Origin of the sequence: Pseudomonas sp. N040, from assembly GCF_015637705.1 — a bacterium.
Lineage (GTDB): Bacteria > Pseudomonadota > Gammaproteobacteria > Pseudomonadales > Pseudomonadaceae > Aquipseudomonas.
Genome location: NZ_JADOBE010000002.1, coordinates 139234 through 156179, shown reverse-complemented (window position 1 = coordinate 156179; position 16946 = coordinate 139234). Strand labels below are relative to the sequence as shown.

Annotated in this window: 13 protein-coding genes; 8 read left to right on the top strand and 5 right to left on the bottom strand. The window is 64.8% G+C overall.

Translation table 11 applies throughout. From position 1 onward, the window contains the following. Positions 1-42: 42 nt before the first annotated feature. Positions 43-495: a Cd(II)/Pb(II)-responsive transcriptional regulator gene (gene cadR, locus ISX93_RS03550; RefSeq protein ID WP_195777335.1), complete on the bottom strand. Its 453-nt coding sequence runs from the start codon at positions 493-495 to the stop codon at positions 43-45. 82 nt (positions 496-577) lie between these two features. Here cadR and ISX93_RS03545 point away from each other — a divergent pair, with 82 nt between their 5' ends. The 5 genes from ISX93_RS03545 (at position 578) to ISX93_RS03525 (ending at position 7366) form a co-directional block, all read left to right on the top strand. Continuing rightward, positions 578-2779: a heavy metal translocating P-type ATPase gene (locus tag ISX93_RS03545; protein WP_195777334.1), complete on the top strand. Its 2202-nt coding sequence runs from the start codon at positions 578-580 to the stop codon at positions 2777-2779. A 117-nt stretch (positions 2780-2896) separates the two neighbouring features. Beyond that, positions 2897-3244 carry a DUF3703 domain-containing protein gene (locus ISX93_RS03540; protein WP_195777333.1) on the top strand — a complete coding sequence of 116 codons (348 nt, stop codon included), beginning with the start codon at positions 2897-2899 and terminating at the stop codon, positions 3242-3244. Positions 3245-3460: 216 nt separating this feature from the next. Next, positions 3461-4078, top strand: coding sequence for a PAQR family membrane homeostasis protein TrhA (gene trhA / locus ISX93_RS03535; protein ID WP_195777332.1), 618 nt, complete (start codon positions 3461-3463; stop codon positions 4076-4078). Between the two features lie 314 nt (positions 4079-4392). Next, positions 4393-5517: a cell division protein ZapE gene (gene zapE / locus ISX93_RS03530; RefSeq protein WP_195777331.1), complete on the top strand. Its 1125-nt coding sequence runs from the start codon at positions 4393-4395 to the stop codon at positions 5515-5517. Positions 5518-5644: 127 nt separating this feature from the next. Further along, positions 5645-7366 (top strand): SulP family inorganic anion transporter, encoded by a 1722-nt coding sequence (locus ISX93_RS03525; protein WP_219840983.1) that lies wholly within the window; start codon positions 5645-5647, stop codon positions 7364-7366. Positions 7367-7938: 572 nt separating this feature from the next. On the opposite strand, the gene ISX93_RS03520 is transcribed toward ISX93_RS03525, so the two are convergent. The 3 genes from ISX93_RS03520 to ISX93_RS03510 form a co-directional block, all read right to left on the bottom strand. After that, positions 7939-8742 (bottom strand): SDR family oxidoreductase, encoded by an 804-nt coding sequence (locus ISX93_RS03520; protein ID WP_195777330.1) that lies wholly within the window; start codon positions 8740-8742, stop codon positions 7939-7941. Positions 8743-8914: 172 nt separating this feature from the next. Then, on the bottom strand, positions 8915-10270 hold the full coding sequence (locus ISX93_RS03515; protein WP_195777329.1) for an NAD(P)/FAD-dependent oxidoreductase: 1356 nt from the start codon (positions 10268-10270) through the stop codon (positions 8915-8917). A gap of 199 nt (positions 10271-10469) precedes the next feature. After that, positions 10470-11738 (bottom strand): alanine racemase, encoded by a 1269-nt coding sequence (locus tag ISX93_RS03510; RefSeq protein WP_195777328.1) that lies wholly within the window; start codon positions 11736-11738, stop codon positions 10470-10472. A 199-nt stretch (positions 11739-11937) separates the two neighbouring features. Here ISX93_RS03510 and ISX93_RS03505 point away from each other — a divergent pair, with 199 nt between their 5' ends. Next, complete coding sequence (locus ISX93_RS03505) at positions 11938-12489, top strand: NADPH-dependent FMN reductase (protein WP_195777327.1); 552 nt, start codon at positions 11938-11940, stop codon at positions 12487-12489. Between the two features lie 47 nt (positions 12490-12536). Here ISX93_RS03505 and ISX93_RS03500 read toward each other — a convergent pair whose 3' ends face one another. After that, the gene (locus ISX93_RS03500) at positions 12537-13433 is read right to left on the bottom strand and encodes a LysR substrate-binding domain-containing protein (protein ID WP_195777326.1); all 897 of its coding nucleotides are present in this window, start codon (positions 13431-13433) and stop codon (positions 12537-12539) included. 428 nt (positions 13434-13861) lie between these two features. Here ISX93_RS03500 and ISX93_RS03495 point away from each other — a divergent pair, with 428 nt between their 5' ends. Both ISX93_RS03495 and ISX93_RS03490 read left to right on the top strand, forming a co-directional pair. Then, positions 13862-15520, top strand: a complete 1659-nt coding sequence (locus tag ISX93_RS03495) for a DUF1302 domain-containing protein (RefSeq protein WP_195777325.1) — start codon at positions 13862-13864, stop codon at positions 15518-15520. A gap of 32 nt (positions 15521-15552) precedes the next feature. Further along, positions 15553-16908: a DUF1329 domain-containing protein gene (locus ISX93_RS03490; protein ID WP_195777324.1), complete on the top strand. Its 1356-nt coding sequence runs from the start codon at positions 15553-15555 to the stop codon at positions 16906-16908. The last annotated feature ends 38 nt before the right edge of the window (positions 16909-16946 follow it).

The following is a 16946-nucleotide window of genomic DNA, read 5'->3' as shown; positions in this document are numbered from 1 at the left end:
CGAGCTTTTGCTTTGGCCTGCTGTGCGCAGTTGGCCTTCCGCTCAGGAGTGGCGGTGGCTCTTGCCGACATGGCTGGGTTCGGCATCGCCTGCGGCGTTGCCGGCCACGCTGCCGAGTTGCTGCAGGATTCCGCATTGCGCCACGCCACGCCCGCTGGAACAGCGCTGGCGCAACTCGAGCAGTTGCTGTTGCAGCGCCTGCAGGCTGGCAATGCGCGCCTGCACATGGCCGATGTGCTCGTCCACCAGTTCGTCGACCCCGCCGCAGTCGGCGCCCGGGTTGTCCTGCAGGGTCAGCAGGCGGCGGATTTCCCCCAGGGTCATGTCCAGGCTGCGGCAGTTGCGAATGAAGCTCAGCCGCTCCAGGTGACTGCTGCCATACAGGCGGTAGTTGCTCGCGTTGCGCGCCGGGGCCGCCAGCAGGCCTTCACGCTCGTAGTAGCGCACGGTTTCCACCGGGCAATGGGCCAGTCTGGCCAGTTCACCGATTTTCATCAAAATTGTCTGCACCAAGGGCTTGACCCTATAGTGGCTTCAGGGTGTTCACTTGGCAACAGGAAGCACTGAGGAGACATTCATGAGTACTCGCTGTGGCGCTCAAGCGCCAGACACACTGCCCGCCAAGGGATCCCGCTGCAGCCCGGCAGCCACCGTTACCGGCAGCCCTGCCGAGGTTGTGCCTTTGCCTGGCCTGCAGCTCAGCCGCCTGCGCATCGAGCAGATGGACTGCCCGACCGAAGAGCAGCTGATCCGCAACAAGCTCGCTGGGATGCCCGGCATCGCCACCCTGCAGTTCAACCTGCTGCAGCGCGTGCTGACCGTGCAGCACGCGGCGGGTGTGCTGCCGGCGGTGCTGGCGGCACTCGGCGAACTGGGCTTTTCCGGCGTACCGCAGGCCGAGGGCGGGGCGGCGACAGCCCTGCCAGCGAGCAAGAAGCCCTGGTGGCCGCTGGCCCTGGCCGGGGTTGCCGCGCTCGGCGCCGAGCTGCTGCACTTTGCCCAACTGGCGCCGGAATGGCTGGTGGCCGCGCTGGCGCTGCTGGCCATCCTCGGCAGCGGCCTGGGCACCTACCGCAAGGGCTGGATCGCGCTGAAGCACCGCAACCTGAACATCAACGCGCTGATGAGCATCGCCGTGACCGGTGCCGTGCTGATCGGCCAGTGGCCCGAGGCGGCCATGGTGATGGTGCTGTTTGCCGTCGCCGAACTGATCGAGGCCGGTTCGCTGGAGCGCGCGCGGCATGCCATCAGCGGCCTCATGGCGTTGTCGCCGCCGCAGGCCACCGTGCAGCAGGCCGATGGCAGCTGGCTGGAGACCGCGTTGCAGGACATCGGCATCGGCGCGCTGGTGCGCGTGCGTCCCGGCGAGCGGATCGGACTGGATGGCGAGGTGACCACTGGCCATTCCACGGTCGATCAGGCGCCGATCACCGGTGAAAGCCTGCCGCTGGAGAAGGGCCCGGGCGACCCGCTGTATGCCGGCACCATCAACCAGGCCGGCGCGCTGGAGTTCCGTGTGCTGGCCGCGGCGGACAACAGCACCCTGGCGCGGATCATTCATGCGGTGGAGGCGGCGCAGGCTTCACGTGCGCCTACCCAGCGCTTCGTCGACCGCTTCGCCCGCATCTACACCCCGGCGGTATTCGCCCTGGCCCTGGCCGTCGCAGTGCTGCCGCCACTGCTGCTGGCCGCGCCCTGGTATGACTGGATCTACCGTGCGCTGGTGCTGCTGGTGGTGGCCTGCCCCTGTGCGCTGGTCATTTCCACCCCGGTCACCATCGTCAGCGGCCTGGCCGCCGCGGCGCGCAAGGGCATCCTGGTCAAGGGCGGGGTCTATCTGGAAGCGGGCCACAAGCTCGACTTTCTCGCCCTCGACAAGACCGGCACCCTGACCCACGGCAAGCCGGTGCAGACCGACTACCTGCCGCTGCAGGCGGAGCATGCCGAGTACTTCCGGCGGGTCGCCGCCAGCCTCGCCGGGCGCTCCGATCACCCGGTATCCCAGGCCATCAGCCAAGCCGAAGCGGGCAGCCCGCTGGCGGTCGAGCACTTCAGTGCGCTGCCGGGGCGCGGCGTGCGGGGCCGCATCGAGGGCACCGATTACCAGCTCGGCAACCAGCGCCTGGTGGAAGAGCTGGGACTCTGTCCGCCGGCGCTGCAAAGCACCCTGGAACAACTGGAACAGCAGGGCAAGTCGGTGGTGCTGCTGTGTGATGCGCAGCGCGCGCTGGCCCTGTTTGCGGTGGCCGACACCGTCAAGGCCAGCAGTCGCGAGGCGATCAGCCAGCTGCACGCGCTCGGCGTGAAGACCCTGATGCTCAGCGGCGACAACCCGCACACCGCCAACGCCATCGCCGGCCAGGTCGGCATCGACGAAGCACGCGGCAACCTGTTGCCCGAGGACAAGCTGCAGGCCATCACGGCCCTGCAGGCGCATGGCCACGTGGTCGGCATGGTCGGTGATGGCAGCAACGATGCCCCGGCGCTGGCGCAGGCGGAAATCGGCTTTGCCATGGCCGCGGCCGGCACCGACACCGCCATCGAAACCGCCGACGTGGCGCTGATGGATGACGACCTGCGCAAGATCCCGGCCTTCATCCGCCTGTCGCGGCGGACCGTGCGCATCCTGCGGCAGAACATCGTGCTGGCGCTGGGCATCAAGGCGCTGTTCCTCGGCTTCACCGTGGTGGGCGAGGCCAGCATGTGGATGGCGGTGTTCGCCGACATGGGTGTCAGCCTGCTGGTGGTATTCAACGGCCTGCGCCTGCTGCGCAAATAGGTGCTGCAGGCAGCCCGATTTTGGGTGGCGTAGGCTGGGCGTAGGGTGGGCTTCAGCCCACTAAACCAGGCAGCGCAAAAGGTGCCCACCCAGCGCCCGAATCGACAGGAGAGTCACATGCACAACGCCTTGCAGGCAGCCATCGAACAGGCCTTCGCCCAGGCCCGGCAGGCCATGCGCGCCGGCCAGGCCGACGCGGCCTGGCCCTGGCTGGAACGCGCGCACATCCTCAGCCAGCGCCTGCCGTTGCGGCATGCCCGGGCGCACTGGCTGATGCTCCGCTGCGGTTGGCAGACCGGCGATTACCGCGAGGTGGCGGGGCAGCTGCCGCGCATCCTCGCCGCCGTGCTGTTCTCCCTGATCTGGGTGCCGCTGGGCAATACCGGGCGGGCTCGGGTGAGTGCCTTTGCGCCGATGCCGCTGAGCGCAGAACTGCAGGCACTGCTGGCGCGCGACGAGCATTGATCCGGCCGTTGAATAGTCATGGCGCCTGCAGGAGCACCGCCTCCCGGCGCGAGCTTGTGCCTTTGCCTGGCGGCCCGACGCCGGCCCCATCGCGGCGAGGGCGCCGCTCCTGCCAATTAAGTTAAGTGCCGCATCAACAGGCTGCCCGCGCGGGTCAGCCCTGCGATCGAAGCGCTATGATGCGCCGAGCGATTGTCCGAACAAGGAATGAACGGCATGTACCACGGTGAACGCTTCAACGCCTGGACCCATCTGGTCGGTGCGCTGCTGGCCGTACTCGGCGCGTTGTGGCTGCTGCTATTGGCCGGCCACAGCGGCGATCTCTGGAAGATCGTCAGCGCGGCCATCTACGGTGTGACGCTGGTGCTGCTGTACAGCGCCTCGACCCTCTATCACAGCGTCAAGGGCAGGGCGAAGCGGGTGATGCGCAAGCTCGATCACCTGTCGATCTACCTGCTGATTGCCGGCAGTTACACGCCGTTCTGCCTGGTCACCCTGCGCGGACCGTGGGGCTGGTCGCTGTTCGGCACGGTCTGGGGCCTGGCGCTGCTCGGCATGCTGCAGGAAATCAAGCCACGCTCCGAGGCGCGGGTGCTCTCGCTGGTGATCTACGCGCTGATGGGCTGGGTGGTGCTGGTAGCGGTCAAGCCGCTGCTCGCCGCCCTCGGCCCGGTGGGTTTTGCCTGGCTGGCCGGCGGCGGTGTGCTGTACACCGTGGGCATCGTGTTCTTTGTCTACGACAGCCGCTTCCGCCACTGGCACGGCATCTGGCACCTGTTTGTCATGGCCGGCAGCCTGCTGCACTTCGTCGCCATCGGCCGCTACGTACTGTAAGGCCAAACCGGCAGATAGATTGATTTTGTGTAGGAGCCAGCTTGCTGGCGATGCTTTTCGCCCGCCTGATTGCCAGCAAGCTGACTCCTGCATGCGGTGTAGTGCTTCACAGTTGATTCGGGCCGGATCAATAGGGGAGAGAGGGGGAGCGCGCAGCCTTCGTAGGATGGGTTGAGCCTGCGATACCCATCGATTCCCGGCCGCAATCAACCGTCTTGGCTACCGCTACCCAGCACCTCAGCCGGCGCCCGAGTTTGGTTCGCAAGGCAGGCAGCGCCTACACTACGCGCCCAGCCCAAAGGCCCGCTCACTGCATGAATGCTGCCTCACCCCTCGCTGCCTACCACCACGCGATTGCCGAGCAGGGTTTTTGCCCGGATGACTTTCAGCTGCGCGCCGCGCAGTGCCTGCAGCAATGCTACGAGGCGCTGCACCGGCAGGGCGATGGCGAACCGCCGCGCGGCGTCTACCTGTGGGGGCCGGTCGGGCGCGGCAAGACCTGGCTGATGGACCGCTTCTACCAGAGCCTCAAGGTGCCGGCGCGGCGCCAGCATTTCCATCACTTCATGCGCTGGGTGCATATCCGCCTGTTCGAGCTGACCGGCACGCCCGACCCGCTGCGCGCCCTGGCCCGTGAACTGGCCGCCGAGGTGCGCGTGCTGTGTTTCGACGAATTGTTCGTCAACGACATCGGCGACGCCATCATCCTCGGCCGCCTGTTTCAGGTGATGTTCGAGGAAGGCGTGGTGCTGGTGTGCACCTCCAACCAGCCGCCGCAAGAGCTGTATGCCGACGGCTTCAACCGCGAGCGCTTCGCTCCGGCCATCGCCGCCATTCAGCAGCATATGCAGGTGCTGGGTGTCGACGGCGGCCAGGACCATCGCCAGCATCCGGGCGTCGCCCAGCCGCGTTACTGGGTGCAACTGGACGGCGCTGACAGCCAGCTGGCCGCCACGTTTCAGCGCCTGAGCAGCGACCAGACCACCAGCACCACACCGATCGAACTGGGCCATCGGCAAGTCCAGGTGGTGCAGCGCAGCGAACAACTGCTCTGGTGCCGCTTCGCCGACCTGTGCAGCGGGCCGCTGTCGGCGCTGGACTTCATCGACCTGTGCGACCGCTATAGCGCCATCTTCCTCAGCGACGTGCCCAACCTGAGCGCCAGCCAGCGCCCCGGCCGCATCGCCCGCGGCACCGAGGATGGCGTCGAGCAGATAGAAGCGGGCGACCGCCACCTGCCGTCCCTGTCGCAGCACGACGACAGCGTGCGGCGCTTCATCGCCCTGGTCGACGAATGCTACGACCGCCGCGTACCGCTCTATCTGGAAGCCGCCGTGCCGCTGACCGAGCTGTACACCGAGGGCTACCTGGCTTTCGCCTTCCGCCGCACCCTCAGCCGATTGCAGGAAATGCAGTTGCAGCGGTTTGCGCATGGCTGAACCTCGCACTTGTGTGTTGCATTCAGCAGGGGGCTACTTGTGACTGGATCGCTTGCAAATCGAGTCATGTGTTTCCCCGGGATACGTACAATAGTTCGCGCCGCCCCCTTTGATTGAGAAACCGCCAGTGGATAACCACAACGCCTCATTTGCGCAGTCGCTGACCGGTTGGCTGGCGCGCTTTGCTCCGGGTTTGCCGGCGTTGCTGGGTTACCGGCGTGCCGATTTACCGCATGACCTGATTGCCGGTCTGTCGGTGGCGGCGGTGGCGCTGCCGGTGGGTGTCGCCTATGCGCTGCTGGCCGGGTTCAGCCCGGTGGTCGGTTTGTATGTGAGCATCCTGCCGCTGTTCATCTACGCGCTGTTCGGCACTTCGCGGCAACTCATGGTGGGCCCGGATGCGGCCACTTGCGCGCTGGTTGCCGCAGCGGTTACGCCGCTGGCGGCCGGTGACGCGCAGACTTACCTGGCGCTGACCATGCTGATGACCACGCTCGCCGGGCTGATGTGTATCGCCGCCAGCTTTCTGCGCCTTGGCGCGCTGGCGGACTTCCTGTCCCGGCCCATCCTGGTGGGTTTCCTCAACGGTATCTCGCTGTACATCCTGGCCGGCCAGCTCGGCAAACTGCTCGGTTTTTCCATCGATGCCGGCGGCATCCTGCCCAAGTTGCTGGAGGTGGCCGGCAAGATCGATCATATCCACTGGCCGACACTGGCGGTGGGCCTGGTGACCCTGGCCATCTATGGGGTCGCGAAACGCTGGTTGCCGCGCCTGCCAGCACCTTTGCTGGCGCTGGTTGGCTCGGGCCTGCTGGTGGCGCTGTTCGGTCTGGATGAGCTCGGCGTGGCGGTGGTCGGTACGGTTCCGGCCGGTTTGCCGCAGCTGCGCTTGCCCAGTTTTTCCTTCGAGCAGATCGAAATGGTGGCCGGCCCGGCGGCGGGTCTGGCGCTGATCACCTTCACCAGCATGATCCTGACGGCGCGCAGCTTTGCCGCGAAGAATCATTATGAAATCGATGCCGACCGCGAGATGGCAGCGCTCGGCGCGGCGAATATTGCTGCGGCCGTTTCGCAAGGTTTCGCCATCAGCGGTGCCGACTCGCGCACCGCAATGGCCGATGCATCCGGCGGCCGCACCCAGATGACCGGGCTGGTTGCAGCAGCGTCCATCGCCCTGGTGCTGGTCTTTCTGTCTGATCCGCTGCGCTACATCCCGATGGCGGGGTTGGGTGCCGTGCTGATCATGGCCTCGTTGTCGCTGCTCGATCTGCGACCCTTGCGTCAGTTCTACCGCCTGAGCCGCTTTGAATTTGCCCTTTGCCTGTTTGCCACCTTCGGCGTCATCTGGGTGGGTGCCATCAAAGCCATCGTGGTGGCAGTGGTCTTGGCGCTATTGCACTTTGTTCACCTGAGCGCGAGACCCAGTGCCGAGATACTCGGCAAGGTCAAAGGCCTGCGCGGCTATCACTCGGTCGCGCGTCATCCAACCGCGCAGACTGATTCCGGGCTGTTGCTGTTCCGCTTCAACGCCCCGCTGGTGTTCTTCAATGCGTCCCATTTCAAGCAACAGGCGCAAGCGGCGATAAACGCGGCCGGCCCTTCCCTGAAGTGGTTCGTGCTCGACACACTGCCGGTCACTCACCTCGACATTACCGGGTATTGCACGGTCGATGAGCTGGCCCGCAGCCTGCGCGAACAGGGCGCGGAGCTGGTCCTCGCCGGGCGCATGACCGAGCTGATGGAGCGGCGTAAATCCCTGGGGCTGGAACAAAGCATCATCAGCCACCACTTCCCATCGATCGGGCATGCCGTGGAAAGTTACCGTTCCACTCAGCTCGAAAAAAGCTAAATGGGTCGGAGTGATTTATTTTTAATCAATTCCCCACGATGAGAACCACAAAATAATTGACTCCGACCCCTTTTGCCCTCACTTGAAGGACCTCAGTTTCCTGATAGCTGGACGCACGGTGCACCTGGCGCCGTTTTGCGACTTGCTGTGCACGGCGGTCTACGGCACCAGGGCATTTGATCAGGACAGATGGCCCAGCCAGGCAACCCTGTGGCCTGGCCAGTCAACGGGATTGAGCGGCTTGCCGATATCAATTGGCAGGTTTTGCTCAGTGCCGGCGAAAGTCTGGGCATCAAGACCGCTATAGCCAGAACCATCATTACCAGGCTGGTCGGCAGCCTTCCGCGAAGGCCAGGGCACTGTTGGCGGAAGTCGAACAGCAGAATGCCGAACTCGCCCTGGTGCAACCGGAGGTCTGAGCAACGCTTGCAGGGGAGATACACCTGTTGCGGGCGATCGAAGGCATTGTCATCCATGAGATGTGCCGGCAGTTGACCGGGGAATGAACCGCTGTGGCGGGAAATGCTGCGCAGTTTCCCACCCTGTGCCGGCGGGCACGACTGCTTGTGCGCTTACCTGATTGAGTAAGTGGCTTTCATCAGCCGCTCGAACAGTCGCGCCGGGATCAGGCGCTTGAGGAAGATTCCGGCGCGCTGGCCGAGGGCGCCGACCGGGTAGCGCACGTCGAGTGAGGGTTTGTCGACCAGGCGTGCGACCCGTTCGGCCACCTGGCGCGGGTCGGCACCTTGCTGTTCATCGCGTTCGTAGATCGCCACAGTGGTATTCAGTTGTGCGGCATTCACGCCGTTGCGCGCGTGCTGGGCAAGCACCCGGGCGTCGGTGAAGCCGGTCTTGAAATCGCCGGGGTTGAGGGTGGTGGCGTCGATGCCGCTGCCGCTCAGTTCCAGCCGCAGCGCTTCGTTGAGGCCTTCGATGGCGTACTTGCTGGCGCTGTAGAAGGGCTGGAAGGGCAGGCCGGCCAGCCCGGCCAGCGAGCTGACGGTGATGATCCGGCCGCTGCCCTGGGCGCGCATCTGCGGCAGCACGGCGCGGATCATGCGCACCGGGCCGAAGAAGTTGGTGTCCATTTGCCACTGGGCTTCGGCCAGGCTGGTGTCCTCGACCGCGCCACACAGGCCGACGCCGGCATTGTTGACCAGCACGTCGATGCGTCCGGCTTCGGCGATCACCTGCGCTACCGCATGTTCGACCAGCACCTCGTCGGTGACATCCAGCACCAGCATGCGCACCTGGCCCGTGTCCGGCAGGGCGCGGCGGCTGGTGCCGAACACCTGGTGGCCGCGGGCGGCAAGATGCTCGGCGATCAGTTGGCCGAAGCCGCAGGAGGCGCCGGTGACCAGGATGACTTTGCGCATGGGGGGTTCCTTGTGCGGAAGGGGTTGCGCTCAGGCTACATGCCTGTTGCCGGCAGCGCGATTTTGTAGGAGCGCCGCCCCCGGCGCGAGCTTTTGCGCGGTCAGCGCTCCTACAAGGACAGGGTGGCGCGGCCATGACCAGGGTTGCGCCACGGATAGCGCAGGAAAAGCCTTAGCGGCCAATACCCTCGCGGCGGATCTTGCGGTCGATATGCCGGTCGATGCCGTTGACCACGCCGAGCAGACCTTTCACCGCCAGCCAGCGCAGCGGGCCGGGTGGCAGGTAGACCGGTTTGCGGCAGATCACCGCGTGCCACGGGTTGGCCTTGCCGAGCATCTGGTCGGCGAGCAGGGCGCCCATGCTGGAGGCCTGCGCCACGCCATGGCCGTTGTAACCGACGCTGTAGTAATAGCTCTGGTGTTCCGGCGAGCGGCCGACAATCGGCAGGAAGTTCATCGTCATGCCGATCCAGCCGGCCCAGGAGTGGGCGATCTGCACTGCGCTCAGTGCCGGGAAGCGCTCGCGGAAGGCGTTGATCACGCTCATCTTGCTGGCATCCGCTTCGCCACCGTGGCGGCGTGGCTGGCAGTCGTAGAAATACTGCACATTCTTCGAACCACCGATGATGGTGCGCTGCGCGGTGAGGCGGTAACTCTCCATGCTTTCGTGGGCGGTGTAGATGCCTTCGCGGCCCTGCCAGCCGCCGATGGCTGCCAGTTGCTCGTCAGTCAGCGGTTCGGTCTCGAACAGGGTGACGTGCAGCGGCACGATGCGTTCGCCCGGCTTGCCGATCTCCGGGGTATAGGCGTTGCTGGCCATCAGCAGCTTGTCGGCACTGACGCTGCCGCAGGGCGTCATCACGCGCAGCGGCTTGCCGTGCTGGATGCGGTCCACTGCGGTCTGTTCATAGATGCGGATGCCACGCTGCAACGCTGCCTGGCGCAGACCGAGGATGAACTTGCCCGGGTGAAGGGTGCCGCCGGCTTCTTCCAGCGCACCGCAGAGGAAGGCTTTGGGCAGGCCGCGTTCGCGCATCTCGCCCGCCTCGATGAAGTGCATCTTGGCGCCGAGCGCACGCGCCGATTCGGTGGCCTTGCGCAGGCGCGCCTCCTGCGACGGATGCACCACGCTCATGATGTTGCCGCTTTGCTGGTAGTCGCAGTCGATGCCGTACTCGCCGAACATCTGTTCGGCGCTCTCCACACAGTGGTCGGCAAAGCGCACCAGCTTGGCTGCGGTTTCGGCACCGAACAGCAGGTTGGCAGTCGGCAGATCCTTGCAGATGGTCGGGGTCAGGTGGCCGGCATTCCGGCCGCTGGCGCCATAACCACAGAAGCTGCGTTCCAGCACCACCGCCTCGACACCCGCCTTGTGCAGCGCGAGGGCGGTGGACAACCCGGTGAAGCCGCCGCCGACGATCACCACATCGGCGCGGATGTCACCTTGCAGCGGTCCCTGCAGGTCGGTGGGCAGGCTGACGTAGGGGCTGATGTCGAGAAATGGGGTTGCACGGTCATGAGTAGTCATTTTTGTTTTTATTCCGAACGAGTGAGCCTGTGTTTTGATAGTTCGAAACCAGCTGGAACAGGTGTGCTGATTGGCCGCATTTCGTATCCATGGATTGCTGGATAGTAGTACGATCGTGCCAAAAATAACACTGGGCCTGCAAGCTCGGTCGATTGCGGCGCAGACAGACCCTGAGCGGATAAAGGCCTCAGACGTAAAGTCAGATCCCTGCCGGCAGCACCGGCCAGCGCGCTTCGATCTGGTCGCCGCGCACGGCGAGCAGATCGCCGAACTGCAACAGCACGGCTTCGCTCTGGGTCGGGCGCAGGAAGATGAAGTCGTCCACGCCGATGTTCACCGCATCCGAGGCGTTGTAACCCTGCTGGTTGGAGCTGATATAGGCGAAATTCGGCTGCAGGCCCGGTGGCGACTCGGGCTCGGCCAGCCAGTTGCCGCCGTAGGCGAAGTAGATCTGCGCCTGGTTCGGGTTCCACGCACGCAGCACCGGGCCGAGTCCGTCCATGGCCGGCAGGCGGCCGCCCTGCAGGCGCTTGAGCACCGGCGAGGCGATAAAGGCGCTGGGCTCGAAGTCGTCGAGGATCGGCAGGTCGTAGTGGGTCGGCTTCATCAGGCAGGAGCCGGCGGAGATGTCGTTGAGCAGGGCGTCGCCGTCGTAATAACGGAAGGTCGGGCTGCCGGCGCCGTTGAAGCAAAGATGGTCGCTGAGCAGTTGCGGGAACTGTGCCTGCAGGTAGTCCTTGCACGCTGCGTAGCGCGCCTTGACCTGCGGCAGTTCGCGCCTGGCGAGAAAACCCGGCAGGCCCATGAGGTGCGCGTCGTAGCCCATGAAACCGGCGTATTCGAGGTGCTGCGGGTTGTCGCGGATGCTGCTCAGTACGCCGTGCAGCGCTTCCGGGCTTGCAAAACCGCCACGGCGCAGGCCGACGTCGATCTCCAGATTGATGCGCAGTTTCAGGCCCAGTTGTTTGGCCATCTCCAGGTACTGTGCCAGCCGGGCTTCAGTGTCGATCAGCCATTGCAGTTGCCGGGCCGGATCGAACGGGCCCTGCTGGCTGGCATAGAAATGCCGTGCCGCGCTGACCGGCATCGGCTTGCCGAGCAGGATGTCGGCCTGCGGCCGCAGCTGCGCCATGGCTTCGATAAAGGGGCGGTGAAAGCACATCAGCGCCTGGGTGTTGGCACGCCGGGCCACGTAGTCGACCAGTTGCGGGCTGGGCAGTGACTTGACCACCACCCGGTAAGTCCTGGCCGGCGCAATGGCTGCGGACTGCACTACCCGGTCGATGTTGCGATCGAGGCGGTCGAGGTCGATGACCAGCACCGGGCGGTCGATGGCATTGCTGCGCAGGGTCTGGTTCAGCCGGGCAAAGTAGTCGTCATAGGGTCCGCCACGGTCACCCGGTCTGGCGATCACGGCAGCACCGGCCAGAGCCGCGCTGCTCAGCAGTAACGAACGTCGTGAAACCATGGTCGGACTCCAGAAAAAGCCTGTGGGGGAGGGTCGGGCATTCTGCCCTCGGGATCAAGCGGCGGCGCGCTTGCCGACGGTCTAGGCTGAAACGTGCAGCGTATCCTGCTGCCTGCCTGGGTTGAACCAGGCAGCCGCCAGCGCCGCGCAGGCAGAAGCCCGCGGCCGTCATCCACCGCAGCTCGGGAGGGCGATTAACGTGAACCAGTATCAGATAGCCGTCATCGTCGGCAGCCTTCGCCAGGATTCCTTCAACCGCCAGTTGGCCACGGCCCTGGCCCGGCTGGCACCGACGGAGTTCAGCTTCAAACAGCTACAGATCGGTGATCTGCCGCTGTACAACCAGGACGACGATGCCGACCAGGCCGCCGCGGTCAAGCGCCTCAAGGCCGAGATCGGGGCGGCGCAGGGCCTGCTGTTCGTCACCCCGGAATACAACCGCTCGCTTCCCGGCGTGCTGAAGAACGCCATCGACCATGCCTCGCGGCCCTATGGCCAGAACGCCTGGGCCGGCAAGCCGGCGGGGGTGCTGGGGGTGTCGGTCGGCGCCATTGGCACGGCACTCGCCCAGCAGCACCTGCGCAACATCCTCGCCTATCTGGATGTGCCGACCCTGGGCCAGCCGGAAACCTTCATCCAGGTCAAGGATGGCCTGTTCGATGCGGCCGGCAATATCGGCGCGGGCAGCCTGGGTTTCCTGCAGCACTGGATGGAGCGCTACGTGGCCTGGGTCAGGCAGCACGCGGCCTGACCGGGCCCCACGCGCCGGCGCCACGCCTGGCCGTGGCGCCAGCAGGGCTAGCGGGTCCGGTTGCGGTAATTGCGCACGGTGTCGAGGAAGGATTCGAGTATCGGCGACGGGTCATCCGCCCGGTAGATGCAGTTGAGGTCGACCTGGGTATTGCCCGGGACATCGCTCAGCGGGCGATAGACCACGCCCGGCAGGGCCAGCACGGTGGCGGATTCGGGCACCAGGCAGACGCCAAAGTTACTCGCCACCAGGGCCACCCCGGTCAGCGTATCGCCGACCTCCTGGGCAATTTGCGGAATGAAGCCGGCCTGCTGGCACATGCTCAGCACCTTGTCCAGGAAGCTGTTGCGGGTGCCGGCGGGAAACAGGATCAGCGGGTGATCGGCCAGCGCCTGAAATGGCACGCAGGTCTCGCGGGCCAGCACGTGATCCTCGTTGACCGCGAGCAGCAGTTTTTCCGTGGTCACTATCTCGTTGGCGATGTCGCTGAAGGGTTCGATAAAGCGGTTGAAGCCGGCGTCGATGCGGCGCTGGCGCAGGGCTTCGATCTGCGCCTCCTTGGTCATGGTGTGCAGGATGACTTTCACGTCAGGGAAGGCATTGCGAAACTCCAGCAGCAGCTTGGGGATGGTGTCGAGAATCCCCGAGCCGAAGATGGCGATGTCCAGCCGGCCGAGCTTGCCCTGGCCGGCGCGTTGCGTGCGCTCCGTGGCTTGTTCGACCACCGCGCGGATATTCCGCGCCTCGGTGAGGAACAGCGCGCCCGGTGGGGTCAGTTCCATGCCGCGCGGGGTGCGCACGAACAGCTGCACGCCGAGTTCTTCTTCCAGCTGCTGGATCTGCCGGGTCAGCGGCGGCTGCGAGATGTGCAGGCGCAGCGAGGCGCGGCGGATGTTCAGCTCTTCGGCAACGGCGATGAAGTAGCGAATGTGGCGTAAATCCATCTCGGCAGTCCCTCTTCTAATGGCGGCCAGGCACCCGGCAACACTCAACTTTCGTCTATAGCGGGCTGCAATGCCGGCCTGCGGCGGCGGCTTGCCCGGCATTCCGCAGCGCCGCAAGCAACTGCGCCGGGCTTGCCGCGGCGGCGCCGCGCCAGGGCCTGCGGCCCATCAAGAACGGCCGTTCCAGGCCGGTGCAGTGCTCCGGCATGGGGCATGGATGGCTCCACGGCAGCGCACTCAAGGGAAATCTTAATCGAGAATCCGGCGTTATTGATACCCAGGAGGTATCGATCGGGCATTTTTTTGGTATTGGACGGTAATTCTCCAGCGCAATAGCTTTACCCCCAAGCCTGCTGCCCGCGAGTGAAAACCGGGAAGGCGGATCAAGTGAAAATTTAAAAAAACAAAAAATTTTCCAGGAGAGTCATATGAACGAAAGTAACTGCCGACCACCGTTCCTGCGCAGCGGCAAGTCGCTTCTGGCGATCAGCGTGCTGGCCGGATTGTCGCTGACCGATACAGCCCTGGCTTTCCAGTTCGATACTGGAAATCCGGACTATCGCGCGTCATGGGACAACACCGTCAAGTACAGTGCCGCCTGGCGTGTGCGCGATACCGACGCCGACATCGCCGACAACTCGATTGGTGTGCAGGCTAACACCAACGATGGCGACCAGAACTTCGACAAAGGGCTGATCTCCAACCGCCTGGACCTGCTGTCCGAGTTCGATCTGCGCTACAAGCGCAACTACGGCCTGCGCCTCAGCGCCGCCGCCTGGTACGACGATGTCTACAACCAGTCCAACGACAACCCGGGGGCCTATGGTGGCGCCCTGGTCAACTCGGACACGGTTGCCTACGACGAATTCACTTCCGATACCGAGAAGCTCCACGGGCGCAAGGCCGAGATGCTCGACTCCTTCGTCTACGGCAGTTTCGCCCCGAACGAGATGCAGCTGAACCTCAAGGCCGGGCGCTTTACCCAGCTGTATGGCGAGAGCCTGTTCTTCGGTTCCAACGGCATCGCGGCGGCGCAGACCTCGCTTGACCTGATCAAGGCGCTGTCGGTGCCGAACTCCCAGTTCAAGGAAATCCTCCGCCCGATAGCCCAGACCGCCGGCCAGCTGCAGATCAACGAGACGGTCTCGGTGGGTGCCTACTACCAGCTGGAATGGCGTAAGAACCGCCTGCCGGCGGCGGGCAGCTACTTCAGCTTTGCCGACTTCGTCGACGAGGGGGGCGAGACGCTGATCCTCGGCCCGGGGATTCGCTTTGACCGTGGCCGCGATATCGAGGCCGATGACGCCGGCCAGGGCGGCATGCAGGTCAAGTTCAATGCCGGGGATACCGAGTACGGCATTTATGCCGCGCAGTTCCACGACAAGATGCCGCAGTTCTACGTGTACCCGGACGTGGCCCAGTACGAGGAAGTGTTTGGCGAAAAAATCCGCACCGTGGGTTTCAGCTTCAGCACCCTGGTCGGCGAAGCCAATGTCGGCGGGGAAATGTCGTTCCGCGACAACATGCCGCTGGTGGCCTCCGGCAACACGGTAATCCTGCCCGCCAGTTTCGGCGCGGATGGCGACAACAATGCGGCCTACCCGGTCGGCCGGACCATGCACGCCAACCTGTCGCTGATCAACGTGCTGAACGAAACGCCCTTCTGGGATGGCGCTTCGGTGATCAGCGAGATCGCCTGGAACCGCCGCCTGAGCATCACCGACAACGCCGCGCAGCTCGATCCCGAGGCAACCCGGGATGCCAGTGCCCTGCAGTTCATCTTCACCCCCGAGTACTTCCAGGTCGCACCAGGGCTGGATCTGCAGGCGCCGATCGGCATGGGCTACGGCCTGTCCGGGCGCTCGTCGGTGAATGGCGCGCTGTTCCCCGCGCAGAACGGCGGCAACATGACTTTCGGTCTCAAGGCCGATTACCAGAAAACCTGGCAGGCCAGCGTGAACTACACGCACTACTTCGGTCCTGACGGTTCCGTCATCAAGTACGACACAGCGGTGCCGGAGTTGTCCTACGACAACTTCCACGGCGATCGGGACTTTGTCTCGGTCTCGCTCCAGCGCACTTTCTAAGCCAGTACAGAGAACATTCGAGGTTAATGACCATGTTTAAGAAAACCATTCTGTGCACCGCCATGGCTGTCAGCCTGCTGGGCATGCAGGCCGCACAAGCCGCCGTGAGCGCCGAGGCCGCAGCGGCCCTGAACAGCAACCTGACCCCGCTGGGCGGCGAGAAGGCCGGCAACCAGGACGGCAGCATTCCGGCCTGGAGCGGCGTGGCCGGGCTGGCGGTTTCCGAGCAGAAGATCGGCGATATCCCGGTTCAGGTGTTTGCCGGCGAGCAGCCGCTGGAGAAGATCAGCGCGCAGAACATGGCGCAGTTTGCCGCCAACCTGTCCGAGGGCACCCAGGCGCTGCTGAAGAAGTACCCGGACAGCTTCCGCGTCGACGTGTACCCCGCGCACCGCACCGCCGCGGCCCCGCAATACGTGTATGACAACACTCTGAAAAACGCCACGCAGTGCCAGCTCAAGGACAACGGCCTGTCGCTGCAGGGCTGCTATGGCGGGATTCCCTTCCCGATTCCGCAGACCGGCGTGGAGGTCATCTGGAACCACCTGCTGCGCGTCGAAGCCGAGGCTTCCGAGCTGGCCAGCTTCAAGAACATCATCCTCACTTCCGATGGTACGCGCGCCCTGGCGACCATGAACGACGAGGCCAACCAGTACCCGTACTACTACAAGGACGGCGCTGCCGATACCTGGAGCGGCGAGTACTGGCTGCAACGCTTCAGCACCATCGCGCCACCGTTCAAGGCCGGCGAGTCGCTGGTGTTCCGCGACAGCATCGACGTGGCCAATTCGCGCCAGGCCTGGCAGTACCTGGTGGGCCAGCGCCGTGTGCGCCGCGCGCCGACAGTCGCCTATGACACCCCCGATTTCGTTGCTTCCGGGGCCAACTACTTCGATGAAGTGCAGGCCTTCATGGGCCACCTCGACCGCTACGACTGGAAACTGGTGGGCAAGCGCGAGCTGTACGTGCCGTACAACAGCAACGCGCTGGTTACCGCGACAGTGGACCAGGCCTACGGCCAGCATCACCTGAACCCCGACCTGATGCGCTGGGAAAAGCACCGGGTCTGGGAAGTCGAGGCCACTGTCGCCGCCGGCAAGCGGCATGCGGTGCCGACGCGGCGGGTGTTCTTCGATGAGGACTCCTGGATGATCCTGCTGATGGACGGCTACGACAGCGAAGGCAAGCTCTGGCGCACCACCCAGGTCACGCCGTTCGTGGTGCCCTCGGTGCCCTTGCTGGAACTCAAGCCGGCGCATGTGTTCAACCTGCAGGCCGGCACCATGAGCACCACCCAGTCGCTCAACGAGGCGGTGTTCCAGATCGTCGAGCGCAAACCGGAGATGTACTTCACCGGCGACTCGGTGGCCGGCGAAGGCATTCGCTGAGTTCAGGGTTGCTGTCCCGGTGCTGCCACCCCGCCTGA